This is a genomic window from Microbacterium sp. MMO-113, assembly GCF_037148555.1.
In the GTDB taxonomy this organism is placed as follows: domain Bacteria; phylum Actinomycetota; class Actinomycetes; order Actinomycetales; family Microbacteriaceae; genus Microbacterium.
In genome coordinates this window covers 905,948-922,776 of record NZ_JBBCTD010000001.1, presented here as the reverse complement: position 1 = coordinate 922,776, position 16,829 = coordinate 905,948, and the positions used below count along the sequence as shown (strand labels likewise).

Sequence of the window (16,829 nt, the reverse complement as noted above, 5' to 3'; positions counted from 1 at the left end):
CAGCCGGCGCGCCGCGTGGCCTACGACGTGCTCAGGGCGGTGTCGGACTCCGACGCCTACGCCAACCTGCTCCTCCCGACCGCGATCGCCGAGACGGGCCTGAACCCGCAGGACGCGGCTCTCGCGACTGAGTTGACCTACGGCACTCTCCGGCGCCGGGGCACGTACGACGCGATCATCGCCGCCGCGGCCGACCGCCCCGCCGACGCGATCGACCCGGTGGTGCTCGACGCCCTCCGGCTCGCGGTGCATCAGCTTCTCGCGACACGGGTGGCCTCGCACGCGGCCGTGAACGAATCGGTGAACCTCGTGGCCCTCACGGCGGGACGCGGGGCGTCGAGCTTCGCCAATGCGGTGCTCCGGCGGATCGCCCGCGAATCGCCGGGCGAGTGGCTCGCGCGCATCGAGGCGGCAGCGCGATCGGACGACGAACGCCTGGCCCTCCGCGCCGCGCACCCGGTCTGGATCATCCGGGCGCTGCGGCGCGCCCTCGCCGCTGAGGGGCGGGTCGAGGAACTGGACGCCCTGCTGGAGGCCGACAACGTCTCGCCCGAGGTCACGCTCGTCGCCCTTCCCGGTCTGGCAAAGCCCCAGGAGCCGCGCCGGCCATACGCCGCCACGGCGTTCGCGTCTCCGGGAGGCGATCCGCGCCTCGCGTTGACCGCCTCCGATGGCGCGGTCCGGGTGCAGGACGAGGGGTCTCAGCTCGTCGCGCTCGCGCTGACCACGGCGACGCCGCTGCGCACAGGGGAGCGGTGGCTCGATCTCTGCGCGGGCCCCGGCGGGAAGACCGCCCTGCTCGCTGCCGTCGCCCGGCAGAACGACGCCGTCCTGGAAGCCAACGAGGTGGTGCCCACCCGCGCCCGGCTCGTGCGCAACGCCCTGCGCGCCGTTCCGGGCGAGGTCACCGTGCACGAGCGGGACGGCCGGGAGCTGGCGGCCGAGCGGCCGGACGCGTTCGATCGGATCCTCGTGGACGCGCCCTGCACCGGCCTCGGCGCCCTCCGTCGGCGCCCGGAGGCCCGATGGCGCAAGTCCCCGGCAGACGTCGCCGAGCTCGTGCCGCTGCAGGTCGGCCTGCTCACGGCGGCTGCGGACGCTCTCGCACCGGGAGGCGTCGTCGCGTACGTCACCTGTTCTCCCCATCTCGCGGAGACCACGGCGGTGGTCGAGGAGGTGCGGCGCATCCGGCCGAAGCTCGTCGAGCTCGATGCGCGTGCGGTGCTGCACGGCGTGGCGCAGTCGCCGATCGATCTCGCCGACGACGGGCGGGCGCAGACGGGCAGCGCTCAGCTCTGGCCGCATCGGCACGGCACCGATGCGATGTTCCTCGCACTCCTGCAGCGACCGCTGGAGGCGACAGACGCCCCGAAGGAAGGTTGAGACCATGGATCTGCCCCGCGCCCCGCGCATCAACCCCAGCATCCTCGCCGCCGACTTCGTCAACATGCAGGCGGAGCTCGCCCGCATCGCGACGGCCGACTTCGCGCACGTCGACGTCATGGACAACCACTTCGTCCCGAACCTGACGTTCGGCCCGCAGATGGTCCAGCGCATCCAGGAGACCAGCCCGGTCCCGCTGGACGTGCATCTCATGATCACGGATCCGGATCGCTGGGCCCCGGGCTACGCCGAGCTGGGCGCCGCGAGCGTGACCTTCCACCTGGAGGCGGCGGGGGAGCCGGTGGCTCTCGCGCGGCGGCTGCGCGACATCGGCGCCCGTGCCGGGGTCGCGGTCAAGCCCGCGACTCCTGTCGAGGGACTCTTCGACCTGCTGGACGAGTTCGACCAGATCCTCGTGATGACCGTCGAGCCGGGGTTCGGCGGACAGGGCTTCCTGCCCGAGACCATGCCGAAGCTGCAGGCGCTGTCCGCGGAGGCACGGCGTCGCGGCTCGTCCGTCTGGCTCCAGGTCGACGGCGGCATCTCCGCCGCGACGATCGCCCAGGCGGCCGAAGCGGGAGCCGACACCTTCGTCGCCGGATCCGCGGTCTACGGTGCGGACGACGTGGAGGCGGCCGTCACCCGGCTCAGGGACCTCGCGCGAGCCGGTAGCCTGGAGGGGTGAAGACTTTCGACGAGCTGTTCGCCGAGCTCAGCGTCAAGGCCGAGACCCGACCCGAGGGATCGGGCACCGTGGCGGAGCTCGACGGCGGCGTGCATGCGATCGGCAAGAAGATCGTCGAAGAGGCCGCCGAGGTCTGGATGGCGGCGGAGTACGAGTCGGATGCCGCTGCCGCCGAGGAAATCTCCCAGCTCCTCTACCACCTGCAGGTGATGATGCTCGCGAAGGGCCTCTCCCTGCAGGACGTCTACCGACATCTGTGATGCGCTCCGGTCCCACTCCTTCGAACTGAAAGCCGTTCATGCTGCGCATCGCCGTTCCCAACAAGGGCTCGCTCTCCGAGACCGCCGCCGAGATGCTCGCGGAGGCGGGCTACGCCGGCCGCCGCGACCCCAAGACCCTGCATGTCATCGACGCCGAGAACGACGTCGAGTTCTTCTTCCTCCGCCCGCGCGACATCGCCACCTATGTGGCCTCCGGCGCCCTCGATGTGGGGATCACCGGTCGTGATCTCCTCCTCGACGTGCAGCAGCCGGCGCGCGAGATCGAGCAGCTCGGTTTCGGGGCGTCCACGTTCCGCTTCGCCGGTCCTCCCGGACGCTTCACCTCCGTCCAGGACCTCGACGGCGTCCGCGTCGCCTCCGCCTATCCGGGTCTGGTGGGATCCTTCCTCCGCGACCAGGGCGTGAACGCCGAGCTCGTGCAGCTCGACGGTGCCGTGGAGTCCGCGGTACGCCTCGGCGTCGCCGACGCGGTCGCCGACGTCGTGTCCACCGGGACTACGCTCCGGCAGGCCGGGCTGGAGATCTTCGGCCCCGTGATCCTGGAGTCCGAGGCCGTGCTCATCAGTCGTCCCGGCGAGGCCGACGGCGTCGACACGCTGCTGCGGCGGCTCCGCGGCGTGATGGTGGCGCGCCGCTACGTGCTCCTCGACTACGACCTCCCCACCGAGCTGGTCGATCAGGCCGTGGCCATCGCCCCCGGCCGGGAGTCCGCGACGATCTCGCCGCTCCGCGATCCGTCCTGGGTGGCGGTCCGCGTGATGATCCCGCGGCGTCGCGTCAACCAGGTGATGGACGACCTCTACGCCCTCGGCGCCCGGGCCATCCTGGTCACCGCGATCCACGCGGCGAGGCTCTGATGACCCTCGCGAGTCGCGTCATCCCCTGCCTGGACGTCGCGGACGGCCGCGTCGTCAAGGGCGTCAACTTCGAGAACCTCCGCGACATGGGCGATCCGGTCGAGCTCGCCCGCCACTACGCCGCCCAGGGCGCCGACGAGATCACGTTCCTGGACGTCACCGCGACGGTGGATGCGCGGGCCACGACGTACGACGTCGTGCAGCGCACCGCGGAGCAGGTCTTCGTGCCGCTGACGGTGGGAGGCGGGGTGCGCAGCGTCGACGACGTCGCGCGGCTCCTCGCGGTCGGTGCGGACAAGGTCGGCGTGAACTCCGCGGCGATCGCCCGCCCTGAGCTCATCGGCGAGATCGCGGATCGCTTCGGTGCCCAGGTGCTCGTGCTCTCGCTCGACGTCAAGCGCGCCGACACCACGCGATCCGGCTTCGTCGTCACCACGCACGGAGGCCGTACGCAGACCACGCTGGATGCGCTCGACTGGGCGCGCGAGGCGTCCGAGCGCGGCGCGGGGGAGCTGCTCGTGAACTCGATCGACGCCGACGGCACCCGCGACGGCTTCGATCTCGAGCTCGTCCGCCTCATGCGCGAGGTGGCGCCGATCCCGGTGATCGCCTCCGGCGGTGCAGGGCGGGCGACCGACTTCGCACCGGCCATCAAAGCGGGAGCCGACGCGGTGCTCGCGGCGAGCGTGTTCCACACCGGGGCTCTGACCGTCGGCGATGTGAAGGACGCGCTGCGCGCGGAAGGAGTGCTCGTCCGATGACCGATACGCCGAAGCAGGACGAGGTCTCCGTCGACGACCGCATCGCACAGGTCGCCTTCAACGCCGACGGGCTCGCCCCGATCATCGTGCAGCAGTGGGATTCGCGCGAGGTGCTCATGCTCGCGTGGGTGGACGCCGAGGCGCTGCGCCGCACGCTCACCTCCGGTCGTGCGACCTACTGGTCCCGCTCCCGCCAGGAGTACTGGCGCAAGGGTGACACGTCCGGCCACATCCAGGTCGTGCGGGAGGCCCGGCTCGACTGCGACGGGGATGCGCTCCTGCTCCTCGTCGACCAGACCGGCCCCGCATGCCATACCGGCACGCGGACGTGCTTCGACACCACCGACCTGGACGCCGTCGACGGGGTGAGCGCCTCGTGAGCATCGCGCAGCGCGGCCGCTCCCTCTCCGTGACGGGGTTCCTGCTGGCCGGCGCCATCGGCATCATCTCCTCCACGCAGACCTGGTTCACCGTGCAGCGCGCGGATGCGGGGGAGGACATCCTCGTCCCTGGTGCCTCCGCCCTCGTGCTGCTCGCCCCGCTGAGCCTCGCCGTGCTCGCCCTCGGTGCAGCACTCGCGATCGCCGGCCGTGCCGTGCGCATCGTCTTCGGTGTGCTGGCTGCCGCGGCGGCGCTGTTCCTGGGGTGGTCCACGTTGCAGCTGCTCCTCGGCGATGCGTACGGCGCCGTGGCCGCGACGGTCACCGAGACGACCGGGCTCGCCGGGAGCGGAGCCGTCCACGAGGTCGCGGCGAGCATCGTGCCGTCGGCCTGGCCGTACCTCGCCCTCGTCGGCTGGGCGATCCTGCTCGCGGCCGCGGTCCTCGTGCTGACGACCTGGCGACGCTGGAAGGTCGGCGGTCGGCGCTACCGCACCGACACGCCCGCCGAGGCGCGGCATGATGGTCCCGTCGACGCGGTCGATTCCTGGGACGAGCTGTCCCGCGGGTCCGACCCGACACGCTGACCCCGATAGACTGAATCCAGATCCCACGTCGTCCCCCGGAGGAGAACATGACCAACCCGATCGCTGACCCCGGCCACGGACACTCGCCTGCGGCCTGGACCGCCGTCGTGATCATGCTCGTCGGCTTCGCCGCCGCGACCGTCGCGTTCTGCTTCGAGCAGCCGACCCTGGTGTGGATCTCCGCCGCGCTGATCCCGATCGGGGCGATCGTCGGCTGGGTGCTCGCGAAGGCGGGATACGGCGTGAAGGGTCCCAAGTACGCTCCGAAGGCGCACTAGTGGTCCTCGCCGACCTGACGGCCGGCGCTGTCGCAGACGCCGAGCGTCGTTCCGAGTCCCGTCCGCTCTCGGTCGTGGAGCGTGACGCCCTCGCGCGCCCCGCGGCGAAGGACGCGCTGTCGTTCCTCGCTCCCGCCGACCGGGTGAAGATCATCGCCGAGGTGAAGCGGGCGAGTCCGTCCCGCGGTGCCCTCGCGGAGATCCCGGATCCCGCGCACCAGGCCGCGCTCTACGAGACCGGCGGCGCCTCCGCGATCAGCGTCCTCACGGAGGAGCGCCGCTTCGGCGGCAGTCTGGCCGATCTGGAGGCGGTCACCGCCCGGGTCTCACTGCCGGTTCTCCGGAAGGACTTCATCGCCACCCGGTACCAGGTGCTGGAGGCCCGTGCCGCGGGTGCCGATCTCGTGCTCCTGATCGTCGCGGGCCTGGAGCCCGACGTCCTCCGCGACCTGTACGGGTTCATCCTCGAGCTCGGCATGACCCCGCTCGTGGAGACCCACTCCGCGGACGAGCTGGACGCCGCGATCGATCTCGGCGCCGCCCTGATCGGCGTGAACGCCCGCAATCTCAAGACCCTCGAGCTCGACCGCGATCTGTTCGGCCGGCTCGTGGGCCGCATCCCCGACTCGGCGATCAAGATCGCGGAGTCCGCGGTGCTCACCCCGGCCGACGTCGCGCACTACCGTTCGGTCGGTGCCGATGTCGTGTTGATCGGGGAGGCCCTGGTGACCGGAGACCCGGTCGCCACTCTCGAGAGCTTCCTGGAGGCGAAGTGAGTCTGCGCGACCAGCACGGTCCGTTCTTCGGCGAGTTCGGAGGACGGTACATGCCGGAATCCCTGGTCGCCGCGATCGACGAGCTCACCGTCGCGTACGAGGAGGCCATCGCCGACCCGGAGTTCCGAGCCGAGCTCGCCCATCTGCTGTCGTCCTATGCCGGGCGCCCCTCCGCGCTCACCGAGGTGCCCCGGTTCGCCGAGCACGCGGGCGGCGCGCGGGTCTTCCTCAAGCGCGAGGACCTCAACCACACCGGTTCGCACAAGATCAACAACGTGCTGGGCCAGGCCCTGCTCACCAAGCGCCTCGGCAAGACTCGGGTCATCGCCGAGACCGGAGCGGGGCAGCACGGCGTCGCGACGGCGACCGCTGCGGCGCTGTTCGGGCTGGACTGCACCATCTACATGGGCGAGGTCGACACCGAGCGGCAGGCGCTGAACGTCGCCCGCATGCGTCTGCTGGGCGCCGAGGTCGTCGCGGTGACTTCCGGATCGCGCACGTTGAAGGACGCGATCAACGACGCCTACCGCGATTGGGTGGCCTCGGTCGAGACCACCAACTACATCTTCGGCACCGCCGCGGGCCCGCACCCGTTCCCGGCGATGGTCCGCGACTTCCAGAAGATCATCGGGGAGGAGGCCCGCGCCCAGATCCTCGACGAGGTCGGCCGGCTCCCGGACGCCGTCGTCGCCTGTGTCGGTGGCGGGTCCAACGCGATCGGCATGTTCGATGCGTTCCTGGACGACGAGGGCGTGCGGTTGTACGGCGTGGAGGCGGCGGGCGACGGCGTCGACACCGACAAGCACGCCGCCTCCATCGAGCGCGGTCGGCCCGGCGTGCTGCACGGCGCGAAGACGTACGTGCTGCAGGACGAAGACGGCCAGACGGTCGAATCGCACTCGATCTCCGCGGGTCTCGACTACCCGGGCGTGGGCCCTGAGCACTCCTGGCTGGCCGACATCGGTCGCGCCGAGTACGTCCCGGCCACCGACGACGAAGCGATGCAGGCCCTGCGGCTGCTCAGCCGGACCGAGGGGATCATCCCCGCCATCGAGTCGGCCCATGCCCTCGCCGGCGCGCTGCGGATCGGCCGCGAGCTCGGCTCCGACGGCCTGATCGCGATCTGCCTCTCCGGTCGCGGCGACAAGGACATGGACACCGCCGCCCGCTACTTCGAGCTCTACGACGAGGACGCCCTCGCGCACGACGTGTCCGACGAGAGCGCCGCCGAGGACGCGGCCTCGAAGGGAGAGCCGCAGCTGTGAGCCGCGTCGAACAGGCCATCCAGCGTGCGCACGACGCCGGCCGCAGCGCCTTCGTCGGCTACCTGCCCGTCGGCTTCCCCGACCTGGAGACCAGCATCCAGGCCGCGATCGCCCTCGCCGAGAACGGCGTGGACATCATCGAGCTCGGCCCGCCCTACAGCGATCCCGTCATGGACGGCGCCATCATCCAGGAGGCGACGACCAAGGCCCTCGCTGCGGGCTTCCGGATGAAGGACCTCTTCACGGCGATCCGTGCGATCACCGCTGCCACCGACGTCCCCGTCCTCGTGATGACCTACTGGAACCCGGTGCTGCAGTACGGGGTGGACCGGTATGCCGAGGACCTGCTCGCCGCGGGCGGCGCGGGTCTGATCACCCCGGACATCACCCCGGAGGCCGCAGGCGAGTGGATGGCGGCCAGCGAGCGGCTCGGTCTCGACCGGGTCTTCCTCGCGGCTCCGACCTCGTCTGACGAGCGCCTCGACCTCGTCGTGCGGTCCTCGACGGGCTTCGTCTACACCGTCTCGACCATGGGCATCACGGGGGAGCGGGCCGAGCTCGACCGTGCGGCGCGCACCCTCGTGTCGCGGCTCCGCGACCACGGCGCCCGCCGCGCCTGCGTCGGCATCGGCATCTCGACGCCGGAGCAGATCGCGGGCGTGTCCGAGTATGCCGACGGGGCCATCGTGGGCACCGCGCTCGTCCGCGCCCTCCGCGACGGCGGCGTGCCGGCCCTCGCCGACGTCACCCGAACCCTGGCCGCCGGCACCGCGTCGGCGCGCTTCGCCTCAGAGAAGTAGGATCGCACTCATGTCCTCCGCGCTCCACAGCACCGCCACCGGCGTGCTCGCCAGCATCCCGAGCCCGTCCGTCTCGTACATCGATCTCGGCCCGCTCCGGATCCACTTCTACGCGCTGTGCATCATCGCCGGCATCATCGTCGCCGTGCTGATGACGAACCACCGTCTCACCAAGCGCGGCGCAGAGCCGTGGGTGGTCATCGACATCTCCATTCTCGCGGTGCCGCTCGCCATCATCGGCGCGCGCATCTTCCACGTGCTCACCCACCCGAACTTCTACTTCGGCGAGGGCAAGAACACCTGGAACCCGTTCGAACCGGGCTCGGTCTGGGCGATCTGGGAGGGTGGCATCGCGATCTTCGGTGCGCTCATCGGCGGTGCCGTCGGCGCCTACCTGGGCTGCCGGTGGACGGGCATCCGCTTCTGGACGTTCGCGGACGCGCTGGCTCCCGGACTGCTCCTCGCGCAGGCGATGGGCCGGTTCGGTAACTGGTTCAACAAGGAGCTCTACGGCCTGCCGACCGACCTGCCGTGGGGACTGGAGATCCCGTCCGACAACTCGGCCTTCCCTCCCGGTCTCCCCGAGGGCACCCTCTTCCACCCGACCTTCCTGTACGAGGTCATCTGGAACGGCCTCGGCGTCCTCGTGCTGCTGTGGCTCGGCCGGAAGCTGTTCTTCCAGTGGGGTCGTCTCTTCGCGATCTACCTCATCTGGTACAGCGCCGGACGCATCCTGTGGGAGTCGATCCGCATCGACCCGAGCGAGATCATCCTGGGCCTGCGCAGCAACGTCTGGGCCGCCATCATCGGCGTGGTCCTCGGCCTCGTCATCCTCGTGGTGCAGACGCGCCGTCACCCCGGTCTCGAGCCCTCGCCGTACCAGCCGGGCCGCGGACGGAAGGACGTGGACGCTGATGTACAATCGCAGGACAATCCCTCTGATTTCGTGGACGTGAGCGAGCCTCCGGCCGAAGAAGTCGCCGCCGGAGCCACTGCCACAAGCGCTGCTCCCTCGAGCGGGGACGGCTCCCGATAACGCCGACTCGCGGCGGGAGAACCATTGCACTGAACGAGCGGGCCGACGACGTCCCCGGGTTTCACTGAAGATCTGAGGACGGTAACTGGTGTACTTCCAGCCCCCTTACGGCGCCTCCGGCGCATACCCCCCGAAGCAGGGCATGTACAACCCGGCGTTTGAAAAGGACGCCTGCGGCCTGGCCATGGTCGCAACGCTGCGCGGCGAAGCCGGGCACGACATCATCGCGCTGGCCCTCGAGGCCCTGCGCAACCTGGAGCACCGCGGGGCCATCGGGTCCGACGCGGGCACCGGGGACGGAGCCGGCATCCTCACCCAGATGCCGGACGAGTTCCTCCGCGCGGTCACCGGCTTCGAACTGCCGCCCGTGGGGGAGTATGCGGCCGGGCTGGCCTTCCTTCCTCGCGATTCGAGCGAGCGCCGCCAGCAGAAGGCCGGGATCGAGAAGATCGCCCGCGCGGAGGGGCTCCGCGTCCTCGGCTGGCGCGAGGTCCCCACGGCCAACGAGAACCTCGGCAAGCTCGCCGACGAGGCCCGTCCGGCCTTCGAGCAGCTCTTCGTGAGCGCCGGCGGCGCCACCCTGGCCGATGCGCCGCTGACCGGCATCGCGCTCGATCGCGTCGCCTATCGCCTCCGCAAGCGGGCGGGCCACGAGCTCGGCGCCTACTTCGTCTCCCTGTCCAGCCGCACGCTCGGCTACAAGGGCATGGTCACCACGCTCCAGCTCGAGCCGTTCTACCCGGATCTGCAGGACGAGCGCTTCGCCTCAGAGCTCGCCGTCGTTCACTCGCGGTACTCGACGAACACGTTTCCGTCGTGGCCGCTCGCGCAGCCGCTGCGGATGCTGGCCCACAACGGCGAGATCAACACCGTCGGCGGCAACCGCAACTGGATGCGCGCCCGCCAGTCGCAGCTCGAGTCCGAGCTCCTCGGCGACATCTCGCCCCTGCTGCCCATCTGCACCGACGGCGCCAGCGACTCCGCCTCGTTCGACGAGGTGCTGGAGCTGCTCACCCTCACCGGCCGCAGCCTGCCGCACGCGATCATGATGATGGTGCCGGAGGCCTACGAGAAGCAGGCCGACATCTCGCCGGAGCTGCGCGCGTTCTACGAGTACCACTCCAACCAGATGGAGCCGTGGGACGGCCCGGCCGCCCTCATCTTCACCGACGGCACGCTCGTCGGCGCGACCCTCGACCGCAACGGCCTGCGCCCCGGACGCTGGACGGAGACCACCGACGGGCTCGTCGTCATCGGCTCCGAGACCGGCGTGCTGCACTTCGAGCCGGAGCGCATCAAGCGCCGCGGCCGGCTGCAGCCCGGCAAGATGTTCCTCGTCGACACAGCCCAGCGCCGGATCGTCGAGGACGAGGAGATCAAGCACGATCTCGCGACGATGCACCCGTGGCAGGAGTGGCTCGACGCCGGTTCCGTCCGCCTGGCCGACCTCCCCGAGCGCGAGCACATCGTGCACCCGCCGGCCTCCATCACCCGGCGGCAGCGCACCTTCGGGTACACGGAGGAGGAGGTCCGCATCCTCCTCACCCCGATGGGCCAGACGGGTGTCGAGCCGCTGGGCGCGATGGGATCGGACACACCGATCGCCGTGCTCAGCAAGCGCCCGCGGCTGCTCTTCGACTACTTCACGCAGCAGTTCGCGCAGGTGACCAACCCGCCGCTCGACTCGATCCGCGAAGAGGTCGTCACGAGCCTCAAGCTCGGTCTGGGACCTGAGGTCAATCTGCTGACCTGGGGTCCGGAGCACACGCGCACGGTGTCGCTCGACTTCCCGGTCATCGACAACGACGAGCTGGCGAAGATCCGGCACATCGACAAGGCCCTGCCCGGGCGTTCGAGCGCCACGATCCGCGGCCTCTACCACTTCGACGCAGGACCCCACACCCTCGCCGAACGCCTCACCGAGATGTGCGCCGAGGTCGATCAGGCCATCGAGGACGGCGCGGAGTTCATCATCCTGTCCGACCGCGACTCGAACAAGGATCTCGTCCCGATCCCGTCGCTGCTCATGGTGTCGGCCATCCACCACCACCTCATCCGGCGCGAGAACCGGATGAAGGTCGGTCTGATCGTCGAGGCCGGCGACGTGCGCGAGGTGCACCACGTCGCGACGCTCATCGGCTACGGTGCTTCCGCGATCAATCCCTACCTCGCCATGGAGACGGTCGAGCACCTCGTGCGGACCGGCTACATCACGGGCATCTCCCCGGAGAAGGCCGTGAAGAACCTCATCTACGCGCTCGGCAAGGGCGTGCTGAAGATCATGTCGAAGATGGGCATCTCGACGGTGTCCTCCTATGCGGGCGCGCAGGTGTTCGAGGCGGTCGGCCTCAGCCAGGAGTTCATCGACGCCTACTTCACGCGTACCGAGTCGAAGCTCGGCGGAATCGGGATCGAGGAGATCTTCGCCGAGAACCAGGCCCGCCATGACTACGCCTACCCGGAGGATGCCGCGGCCCGTGCCCATGAGCGGCTGTGGACCGGTGGCGAGTACCAGTGGCGCCGCGACGGCTCTCCGCACCTCTTCAACCCGGAGACGGTGTTCAAGCTGCAGCACTCCACGCGGACCCGCCGTTACGACATCTTCCGCGAGTACACGAAGCTCGTCGACGACCAGGCGGCGGAGCTGAAGACGCTGCGCGGCCTGTTCTCGCTGCGGACCGGCACGCGCAAGCCCGTGCCGCTGGACGAGGTCGAGCCCGTCTCGGCGATCGTCAAGCGCTTCTCCACGGGGGCGATGAGCTACGGCTCCATCTCCAAGGAGGCGCACGAGACGCTCGCGATCGCGATGAACCGGATCGGCGGCAAGTCGAACACGGGGGAAGGTGGGGAAGACCCCGACCGTCTCGTCGACCCCGAGCGGCGCAGTGCGATCAAGCAGGTGGCCTCCGGTCGATTCGGCGTCACGAGCCTCTACCTCACCGAGGCCGACGACATCCAGATCAAGCTCGCCCAGGGCGCCAAGCCCGGTGAGGGCGGCCAGCTCCCGCCCACCAAGGTCTACCCGTGGGTCGCGCGGACCCGGCACGCCACTGCAGGGGTCGGCCTCATCTCGCCGCCACCGCATCACGACATCTACTCGATCGAAGACCTCAAGCAGCTCATCTTCGACCTGAAGCGGGCCAACCCCGAGGCGCGCATCCACACGAAGCTCGTCAGCCAGTCCGGCATCGGCGCGGTCTCGGCCGGTGTCGCCAAGGCGCTCAGCGATGTCATCCTCGTGTCCGGTCACGACGGCGGTACGGGCGCCAGCCCGCTGAACTCGCTGAAGCACGCCGGAACGCCATGGGAGCTCGGGCTCGCGGAGACGCAGCAGACGCTCATGCTCAACGGCATGCGCGACCGCGTCGTCGTGCAGGTCGACGGGCAGCTCAAGACCGGACGGGACGTCATCATCGGCGCCCTGCTCGGTGCCGAGGAGTTCGGCTTCGCCACCGCGCCCCTCGTGGTCAGCGGCTGCATCATGATGCGCGTCTGCCACCTCGACACCTGTCCGGTGGGCGTCGCCACGCAGAACCCCGTCCTGCGCGACCGGTTCACCGGCAAGCCCGAGTTCGTCGTGAACTTCATGGAGTTCATCGCCGAGGAGGTGCGCGAGCTGCTCGCCGAGCTCGGCTACCGTTCGATCGACGAGATCGTCGGTCGCACCGAGCTCCTGGAGACGAACGCGGCGATCGCGCATTGGAAGGCCGAGGGGCTCGACCTCAGCCCGGTGCTGGAGGGACCGGCGTTCCCGGCCGGCGAGCCGCGTCGCAGCGGCCGCGCCCAGGACCACGAACTCGACAAGCACTTCGACGTGCAGCTCATCGACATCGCGAAGGCGGCGCTGCTGAACGGAGAGCCCGTCATGGCGGAGCTCCCGATCGCCAACACCGAGCGCGCGGTCGGCACGATGCTCGGCCATCAGGTGACCTCGCGCCACGGCGCCACCGGACTGCCGAAGGAGACGATCGACGTCACCCTCACCGGCACGGCCGGGCAGTCGCTCGGGGCGTTCCTTCCGCCGGGCATCATCCTCCGGCTGGAGGGCGACGCGAACGACTACGTCGGCAAGGGACTCTCCGGTGGGGACATCACGATCCGGCCGCCCCGCGGCTCCGCGATCGCCCCGCACGAGAACGTCATCGCGGGCAACGTGATCGGGTACGGCGCCACGTCCGGCACCATGTTCATCTCCGGTGTGGTGGGCGAGCGCTTCCTCGTCCGCAACTCCGGTGCGACCGCGGTGGTCGAGGGCGTGGGCGACCACGCGCTCGAGTACATGACCGGCGGCCTCGCGGTGATCCTCGGATCGACCGGCCGCAACTTCGGCGCCGGCATGTCCGGGGGAGTGGCCTACGTGCACGCTCTGGACACCGCGAAGGTCAACGCGCAGTCGCTCGGCAGCGGCGAGCTGCGGCTCGAGCCGCTGGACCGCGCGGACCTCGAAGTGCTGCGCGGGCTGCTCGTGGAGCATGTGGAGCGCACGGCGTCCCCGCGCGCCGCCGCCCTGCTGGAGGACTTCGACGCCAGCGCGGCGGAGTTCGTGAAGGTGCTCCCGCGCGACTTCGCCGCCGTGCGCAGCATGCGCGAGGAGGCACTGGCCGAGGGGATCGACCCCGACGGCGACATCGTCTGGAACCGCATCCTGGAGGTGACCGGTGGCTGACCCCAAAGGCTTTCTGAAGGTGACCGAGCGGGAACTTCCCGCTCGCCGTCCGGTGCCCGTGCGCATCATGGACTGGAAAGAGGTGTACGAGCCCGGCGACAAGGCGGTGCTCCGTCGCCAGGCCAGTCGCTGCATGGACTGCGGCGTGCCCTTCTGCCACTCCGGCTGCCCCCTGGGCAACCTCATCCCGGAGTGGAACGACCTCACCTGGCGCGGGGAGGGGCGCGCGGCGATCGAGCGGCTGCACGCGACGAACAACTTCCCGGAGTTCACGGGACGGCTCTGCCCGGCCCCGTGCGAGAGCTCGTGCGTCCTCGGCATCAACCAGCCGGCCGTGACGATCAAGCAGATCGAGGTCTCCATCATCGACGAGGCCTTCGCCAAGGGCTGGGTCGAGCCGGAGCCGCCGGAGCGTCTGACGGGCAAGACCGTGGCCGTCGTGGGCTCGGGCCCCGCCGGTCTCGCGGCCGCCCAGCAGCTCACGCGCGCGGGGCACACCGTCGCCGTCTTCGAGCGTGACGACCGCATCGGCGGCCTGCTGCGCTACGGCATCCCGGACTTCAAGATGGAGAAGAGCCAGCTCGAAGCGCGCCTGCGCCAGATGCAGGAGGAGGGCACGCGGTTCCGCGCCGGCGTCGAGATCGGCAAGGACATCTCCTGGGCCGACCTGCGCGCCCGGTACGACGCGGTCGTGATCGCCACCGGCGCCACGGTCCCGCGCGACCTGCCGATCCCCGGTCGCGACCTCGACGGCGTGCACTTCGCGATGGAGTACCTCGTCGAGTCGAACCACGCGGTCGCCGGCGACACCGTCCCGGACCAGATCACCGCCGAGGGCAAGCACGTGATCGTCATCGGCGGCGGCGACACGGGCGCCGACTGCATCGGCACCGCGCACCGCCAGGGCGCGCTCAGCGTCACCAACCTCGCCATCGGCAAGCAGCCGAGCGAGACGCGGCCGGATCACCAGCCGTGGCCGATGATGCCGACGATCTTCGAGGTGGCTTCGGCTCACGAGGAGGGCGGAGAGCGGGTCTTCCTCGCCTCGACCGTGGAGTTCCTGTCGAACGACGTCGGCGAGGTCCGCGCGCTGCGCGTGGCCGAGACCGAGTACGTCGACGGTCGCCGCGTGCCCAAGAGCGGCACGGAGCGGGAGATCCCGGCCGACCTGGTGCTCATCGCGATGGGCTTCACCGGACCGGAGCAGGACGGCTACACCGAGGACACCCGGCCGGAGGTGACCGAGCGCGGCGCCTTCCGTCGTGCCGCGAGCTACGAGTCGTCGATCCCCGGCGTGTTCGTCGCCGGCGATGCGGGACGCGGGCAGTCGCTCATCGTCTGGGCGATCGCGGAGGGCCGGGCGGCGGCGGCGAACGTCGACCGCTTCCTCATGGGCACCACCGTGCTGCCGGAGCCCGTGCGCCCGAGCGATGTCGCGATCGGCCTCCAGCCCGCGTAGGCTGAGGCCGGCAGTGTCGCCTGTTTGTAATCCCCCACTTCTACCCTGGAGACATGTTGAGACGCGCGAAAATCGTCGCCACCCTGGGCCCCGCCACTTCCACGTATGAGACGGTGCGCGCACTGATCGATGCGGGTGTGGACGTCGCCCGACTGAACCTCAGCCACGGTGACTACTCCGTGCACGAGAACAACTACGCGAACGTGCGCCGTGCGGCGGAGGACTCCGGTCGTGCCGTCGCCATCCTCGTGGACCTCCAGGGTCCGAAGATCCGTCTGGGCCGCTTCGAGGACGGCCCGTACGAGCTCGCCAAGGGCGACATCTTCAAGATCACCACCGAGGACATCATCGGCAACAAGGAGATCTGCGGCACGACGTTCAAGGGGCTTCCTCAGGACGTCAAGCCCGGCGACTTCCTGCTGATCGACGACGGCAAGGTGCGCGTCGAGGTCGTCGAGACCGACGGCGTGACGGTCACCACGCGTGTCGTCGTCGCCGGCGCCGTCTCGAACAACAAGGGCATCAACCTGCCCGGCGTCGCCGTCAACGTCCCCGCGCTCAGCGAGAAGGACGAGGAGGACCTCCGCTGGGGCCTCCGGACCGGTGCCGACCTCATCGCGCTGTCGTTCGTGCGCAACGCCTCGGACGTGACCCGCGTGCACGAGATCATGGCGGAGGAGGGCGTCCGCGTCCCGGTCATCGCCAAGATCGAGAAGCCGCAGGCCGTCGACGCGCTCGAAGAGATCGTCGACGCGTTCGACGGCATCATGGTCGCCCGTGGCGACCTCGGCGTGGAGCTGCCGCTCGAAGCCGTCCCGATCGTGCAGAAGCGCGCCGTCGAGCTGGCCCGTCGCAACGCCAAGCCCGTGATCGTGGCGACGCAGATGCTCGAGTCGATGATCAACAGCCCGGTGCCGACCCGCGCCGAGACCTCCGACGTCGCCAACGCCGTCCTCGACGGTGCCGACGCGGTCATGCTCTCCGGCGAGACCAGCGTGGGCGACTACCCGGTCGTCGTCGTCGAGACGATGGCCCGGATCATCGAGTCGACGGAGGAGCACGGTCTGGAGCGCATCCTGCCGCTCACCACGAAGCCGCGCACGCAGGGTGGGGCCATCACGCTCGCGGCCCTCGAGGTCGCGGAGTTCGTGGACGCCAAGTTCCTGTGCGTCTTCACGCAGTCGGGCGACTCGGCGCGCCGTCTGTCCCGCCTGCGCTCCCGCATCCCGATGCTGGCCTTCACGCCGGAGCCGGGCATCCGTCGTCGGATGGCGCTCACCTGGGGCCTGCGCTCCACCCTCGTTGACATGGTGCAGCACACCGACCTCATGTACCACCAGGTCGACGAGTACCTCCTCGGGAACGGCCTCGCCGTCGAGGGGGACAAGGTCGTCGTCATCTCCGGTTCCCCTCCCGGGATCATCGGATCCACGAACGACCTGCGCGTGCACAAGGTCGGCGATGCGCTCCGTGGCGCCGCGCCGATCTACAAGGCCGGCGTCTGACGCAGGGCGTTCCGAGAGGGGTGGGGCTTCGGCCTCGCCCCTCTCTGTCATCTCCGGGCCGGGGCGTCAAGCCTCTCGGCCGGGGCGGCGGTCTCGGTTAGCGTGCTGCC

15 protein-coding genes are annotated in these 16,829 nt (G+C 70.2%); all 15 read left to right on the top strand.

Annotated features, from left to right (window positions below):
- Positions 1-15: 15 nt before the first annotated feature.
- The 15 genes from WFJ36_RS04425 to pyk all read left to right on the top strand — a co-directional run bounded on the left by WFJ36_RS04425 (position 16) and on the right by pyk (position 16,719).
- Positions 16-1,383 (top strand): RsmB/NOP family class I SAM-dependent RNA methyltransferase, encoded by a 1,368-nt coding sequence (locus WFJ36_RS04425; protein WP_336642969.1) that lies wholly within the window; start codon positions 16-18, stop codon positions 1,381-1,383.
- A 4-nt stretch (positions 1,384-1,387) separates the two neighbouring features.
- On the top strand, positions 1,388-2,068 hold the full coding sequence (gene rpe / locus WFJ36_RS04420; protein ID WP_071328625.1) for a ribulose-phosphate 3-epimerase: 681 nt from the start codon (positions 1,388-1,390) through the stop codon (positions 2,066-2,068).
- Positions 2,065-2,328 (top strand): phosphoribosyl-ATP diphosphatase, encoded by a 264-nt coding sequence (locus WFJ36_RS04415; RefSeq protein ID WP_071328624.1) that lies wholly within the window; start codon positions 2,065-2,067, stop codon positions 2,326-2,328. Before rpe ends, WFJ36_RS04415 begins: the two co-directional genes overlap by 4 nt.
- Before the next feature lie 38 nt (positions 2,329-2,366).
- Positions 2,367-3,206 (top strand): ATP phosphoribosyltransferase, encoded by an 840-nt coding sequence (gene hisG, locus WFJ36_RS04410; protein WP_187661494.1) that lies wholly within the window; start codon positions 2,367-2,369, stop codon positions 3,204-3,206.
- Positions 3,206-3,967 carry an imidazole glycerol phosphate synthase subunit HisF gene (hisF, locus tag WFJ36_RS04405; RefSeq protein WP_071328622.1) on the top strand — a complete coding sequence of 254 codons (762 nt, stop codon included), beginning with the start codon at positions 3,206-3,208 and terminating at the stop codon, positions 3,965-3,967. Before hisG ends, hisF begins: the two co-directional genes overlap by 1 nt.
- Positions 3,964-4,347 (top strand): phosphoribosyl-AMP cyclohydrolase, encoded by a 384-nt coding sequence (gene hisI / locus WFJ36_RS04400; RefSeq protein ID WP_062634521.1) that lies wholly within the window; start codon positions 3,964-3,966, stop codon positions 4,345-4,347. The genes hisF and hisI overlap by 4 nt, the downstream gene beginning before the upstream one ends.
- Positions 4,344-4,934 carry a Trp biosynthesis-associated membrane protein gene (locus WFJ36_RS04395; protein ID WP_292789662.1) on the top strand — a complete coding sequence of 197 codons (591 nt, stop codon included), beginning with the start codon at positions 4,344-4,346 and terminating at the stop codon, positions 4,932-4,934. The genes hisI and WFJ36_RS04395 overlap by 4 nt, the downstream gene beginning before the upstream one ends.
- A gap of 47 nt (positions 4,935-4,981) precedes the next feature.
- A complete protein-coding gene (locus WFJ36_RS04390; RefSeq protein WP_071328620.1) occupies positions 4,982-5,212 on the top strand; it encodes an HGxxPAAW family protein in 231 nt (76 codons plus the stop codon).
- On the top strand, positions 5,212-5,988 hold the full coding sequence (gene trpC / locus WFJ36_RS04385; RefSeq protein ID WP_071328619.1) for an indole-3-glycerol phosphate synthase TrpC: 777 nt from the start codon (positions 5,212-5,214) through the stop codon (positions 5,986-5,988). Before WFJ36_RS04390 ends, trpC begins: the two co-directional genes overlap by 1 nt.
- A complete protein-coding gene (trpB, locus tag WFJ36_RS04380) occupies positions 5,985-7,253 on the top strand; it encodes a tryptophan synthase subunit beta (protein WP_071328618.1) in 1,269 nt (422 codons plus the stop codon). Before trpC ends, trpB begins: the two co-directional genes overlap by 4 nt.
- Positions 7,250-8,053 (top strand): tryptophan synthase subunit alpha, encoded by an 804-nt coding sequence (trpA, locus tag WFJ36_RS04375; RefSeq protein WP_071328617.1) that lies wholly within the window; start codon positions 7,250-7,252, stop codon positions 8,051-8,053. The genes trpB and trpA overlap by 4 nt, the downstream gene beginning before the upstream one ends.
- 10 nt (positions 8,054-8,063) lie before the next feature.
- Positions 8,064-9,089 (top strand): prolipoprotein diacylglyceryl transferase, encoded by a 1,026-nt coding sequence (gene lgt, locus WFJ36_RS04370; protein ID WP_071328616.1) that lies wholly within the window; start codon positions 8,064-8,066, stop codon positions 9,087-9,089.
- A 142-nt stretch (positions 9,090-9,231) separates the two neighbouring features.
- The gene (gene gltB, locus WFJ36_RS04365) at positions 9,232-13,755 is read left to right on the top strand and encodes a glutamate synthase large subunit (protein ID WP_336642968.1); all 4,524 of its coding nucleotides are present in this window, start codon (positions 9,232-9,234) and stop codon (positions 13,753-13,755) included.
- On the top strand, positions 13,748-15,214 hold the full coding sequence (locus WFJ36_RS04360) for a glutamate synthase subunit beta (RefSeq protein WP_336642719.1): 1,467 nt from the start codon (positions 13,748-13,750) through the stop codon (positions 15,212-15,214). Before gltB ends, WFJ36_RS04360 begins: the two co-directional genes overlap by 8 nt.
- A 56-nt stretch (positions 15,215-15,270) precedes the next feature.
- Positions 15,271-16,719 carry a pyruvate kinase gene (pyk, locus tag WFJ36_RS04355; protein WP_025103472.1) on the top strand — a complete coding sequence of 483 codons (1,449 nt, stop codon included), beginning with the start codon at positions 15,271-15,273 and terminating at the stop codon, positions 16,717-16,719.
- The last annotated feature ends 110 nt before the right edge of the window (positions 16,720-16,829 follow it).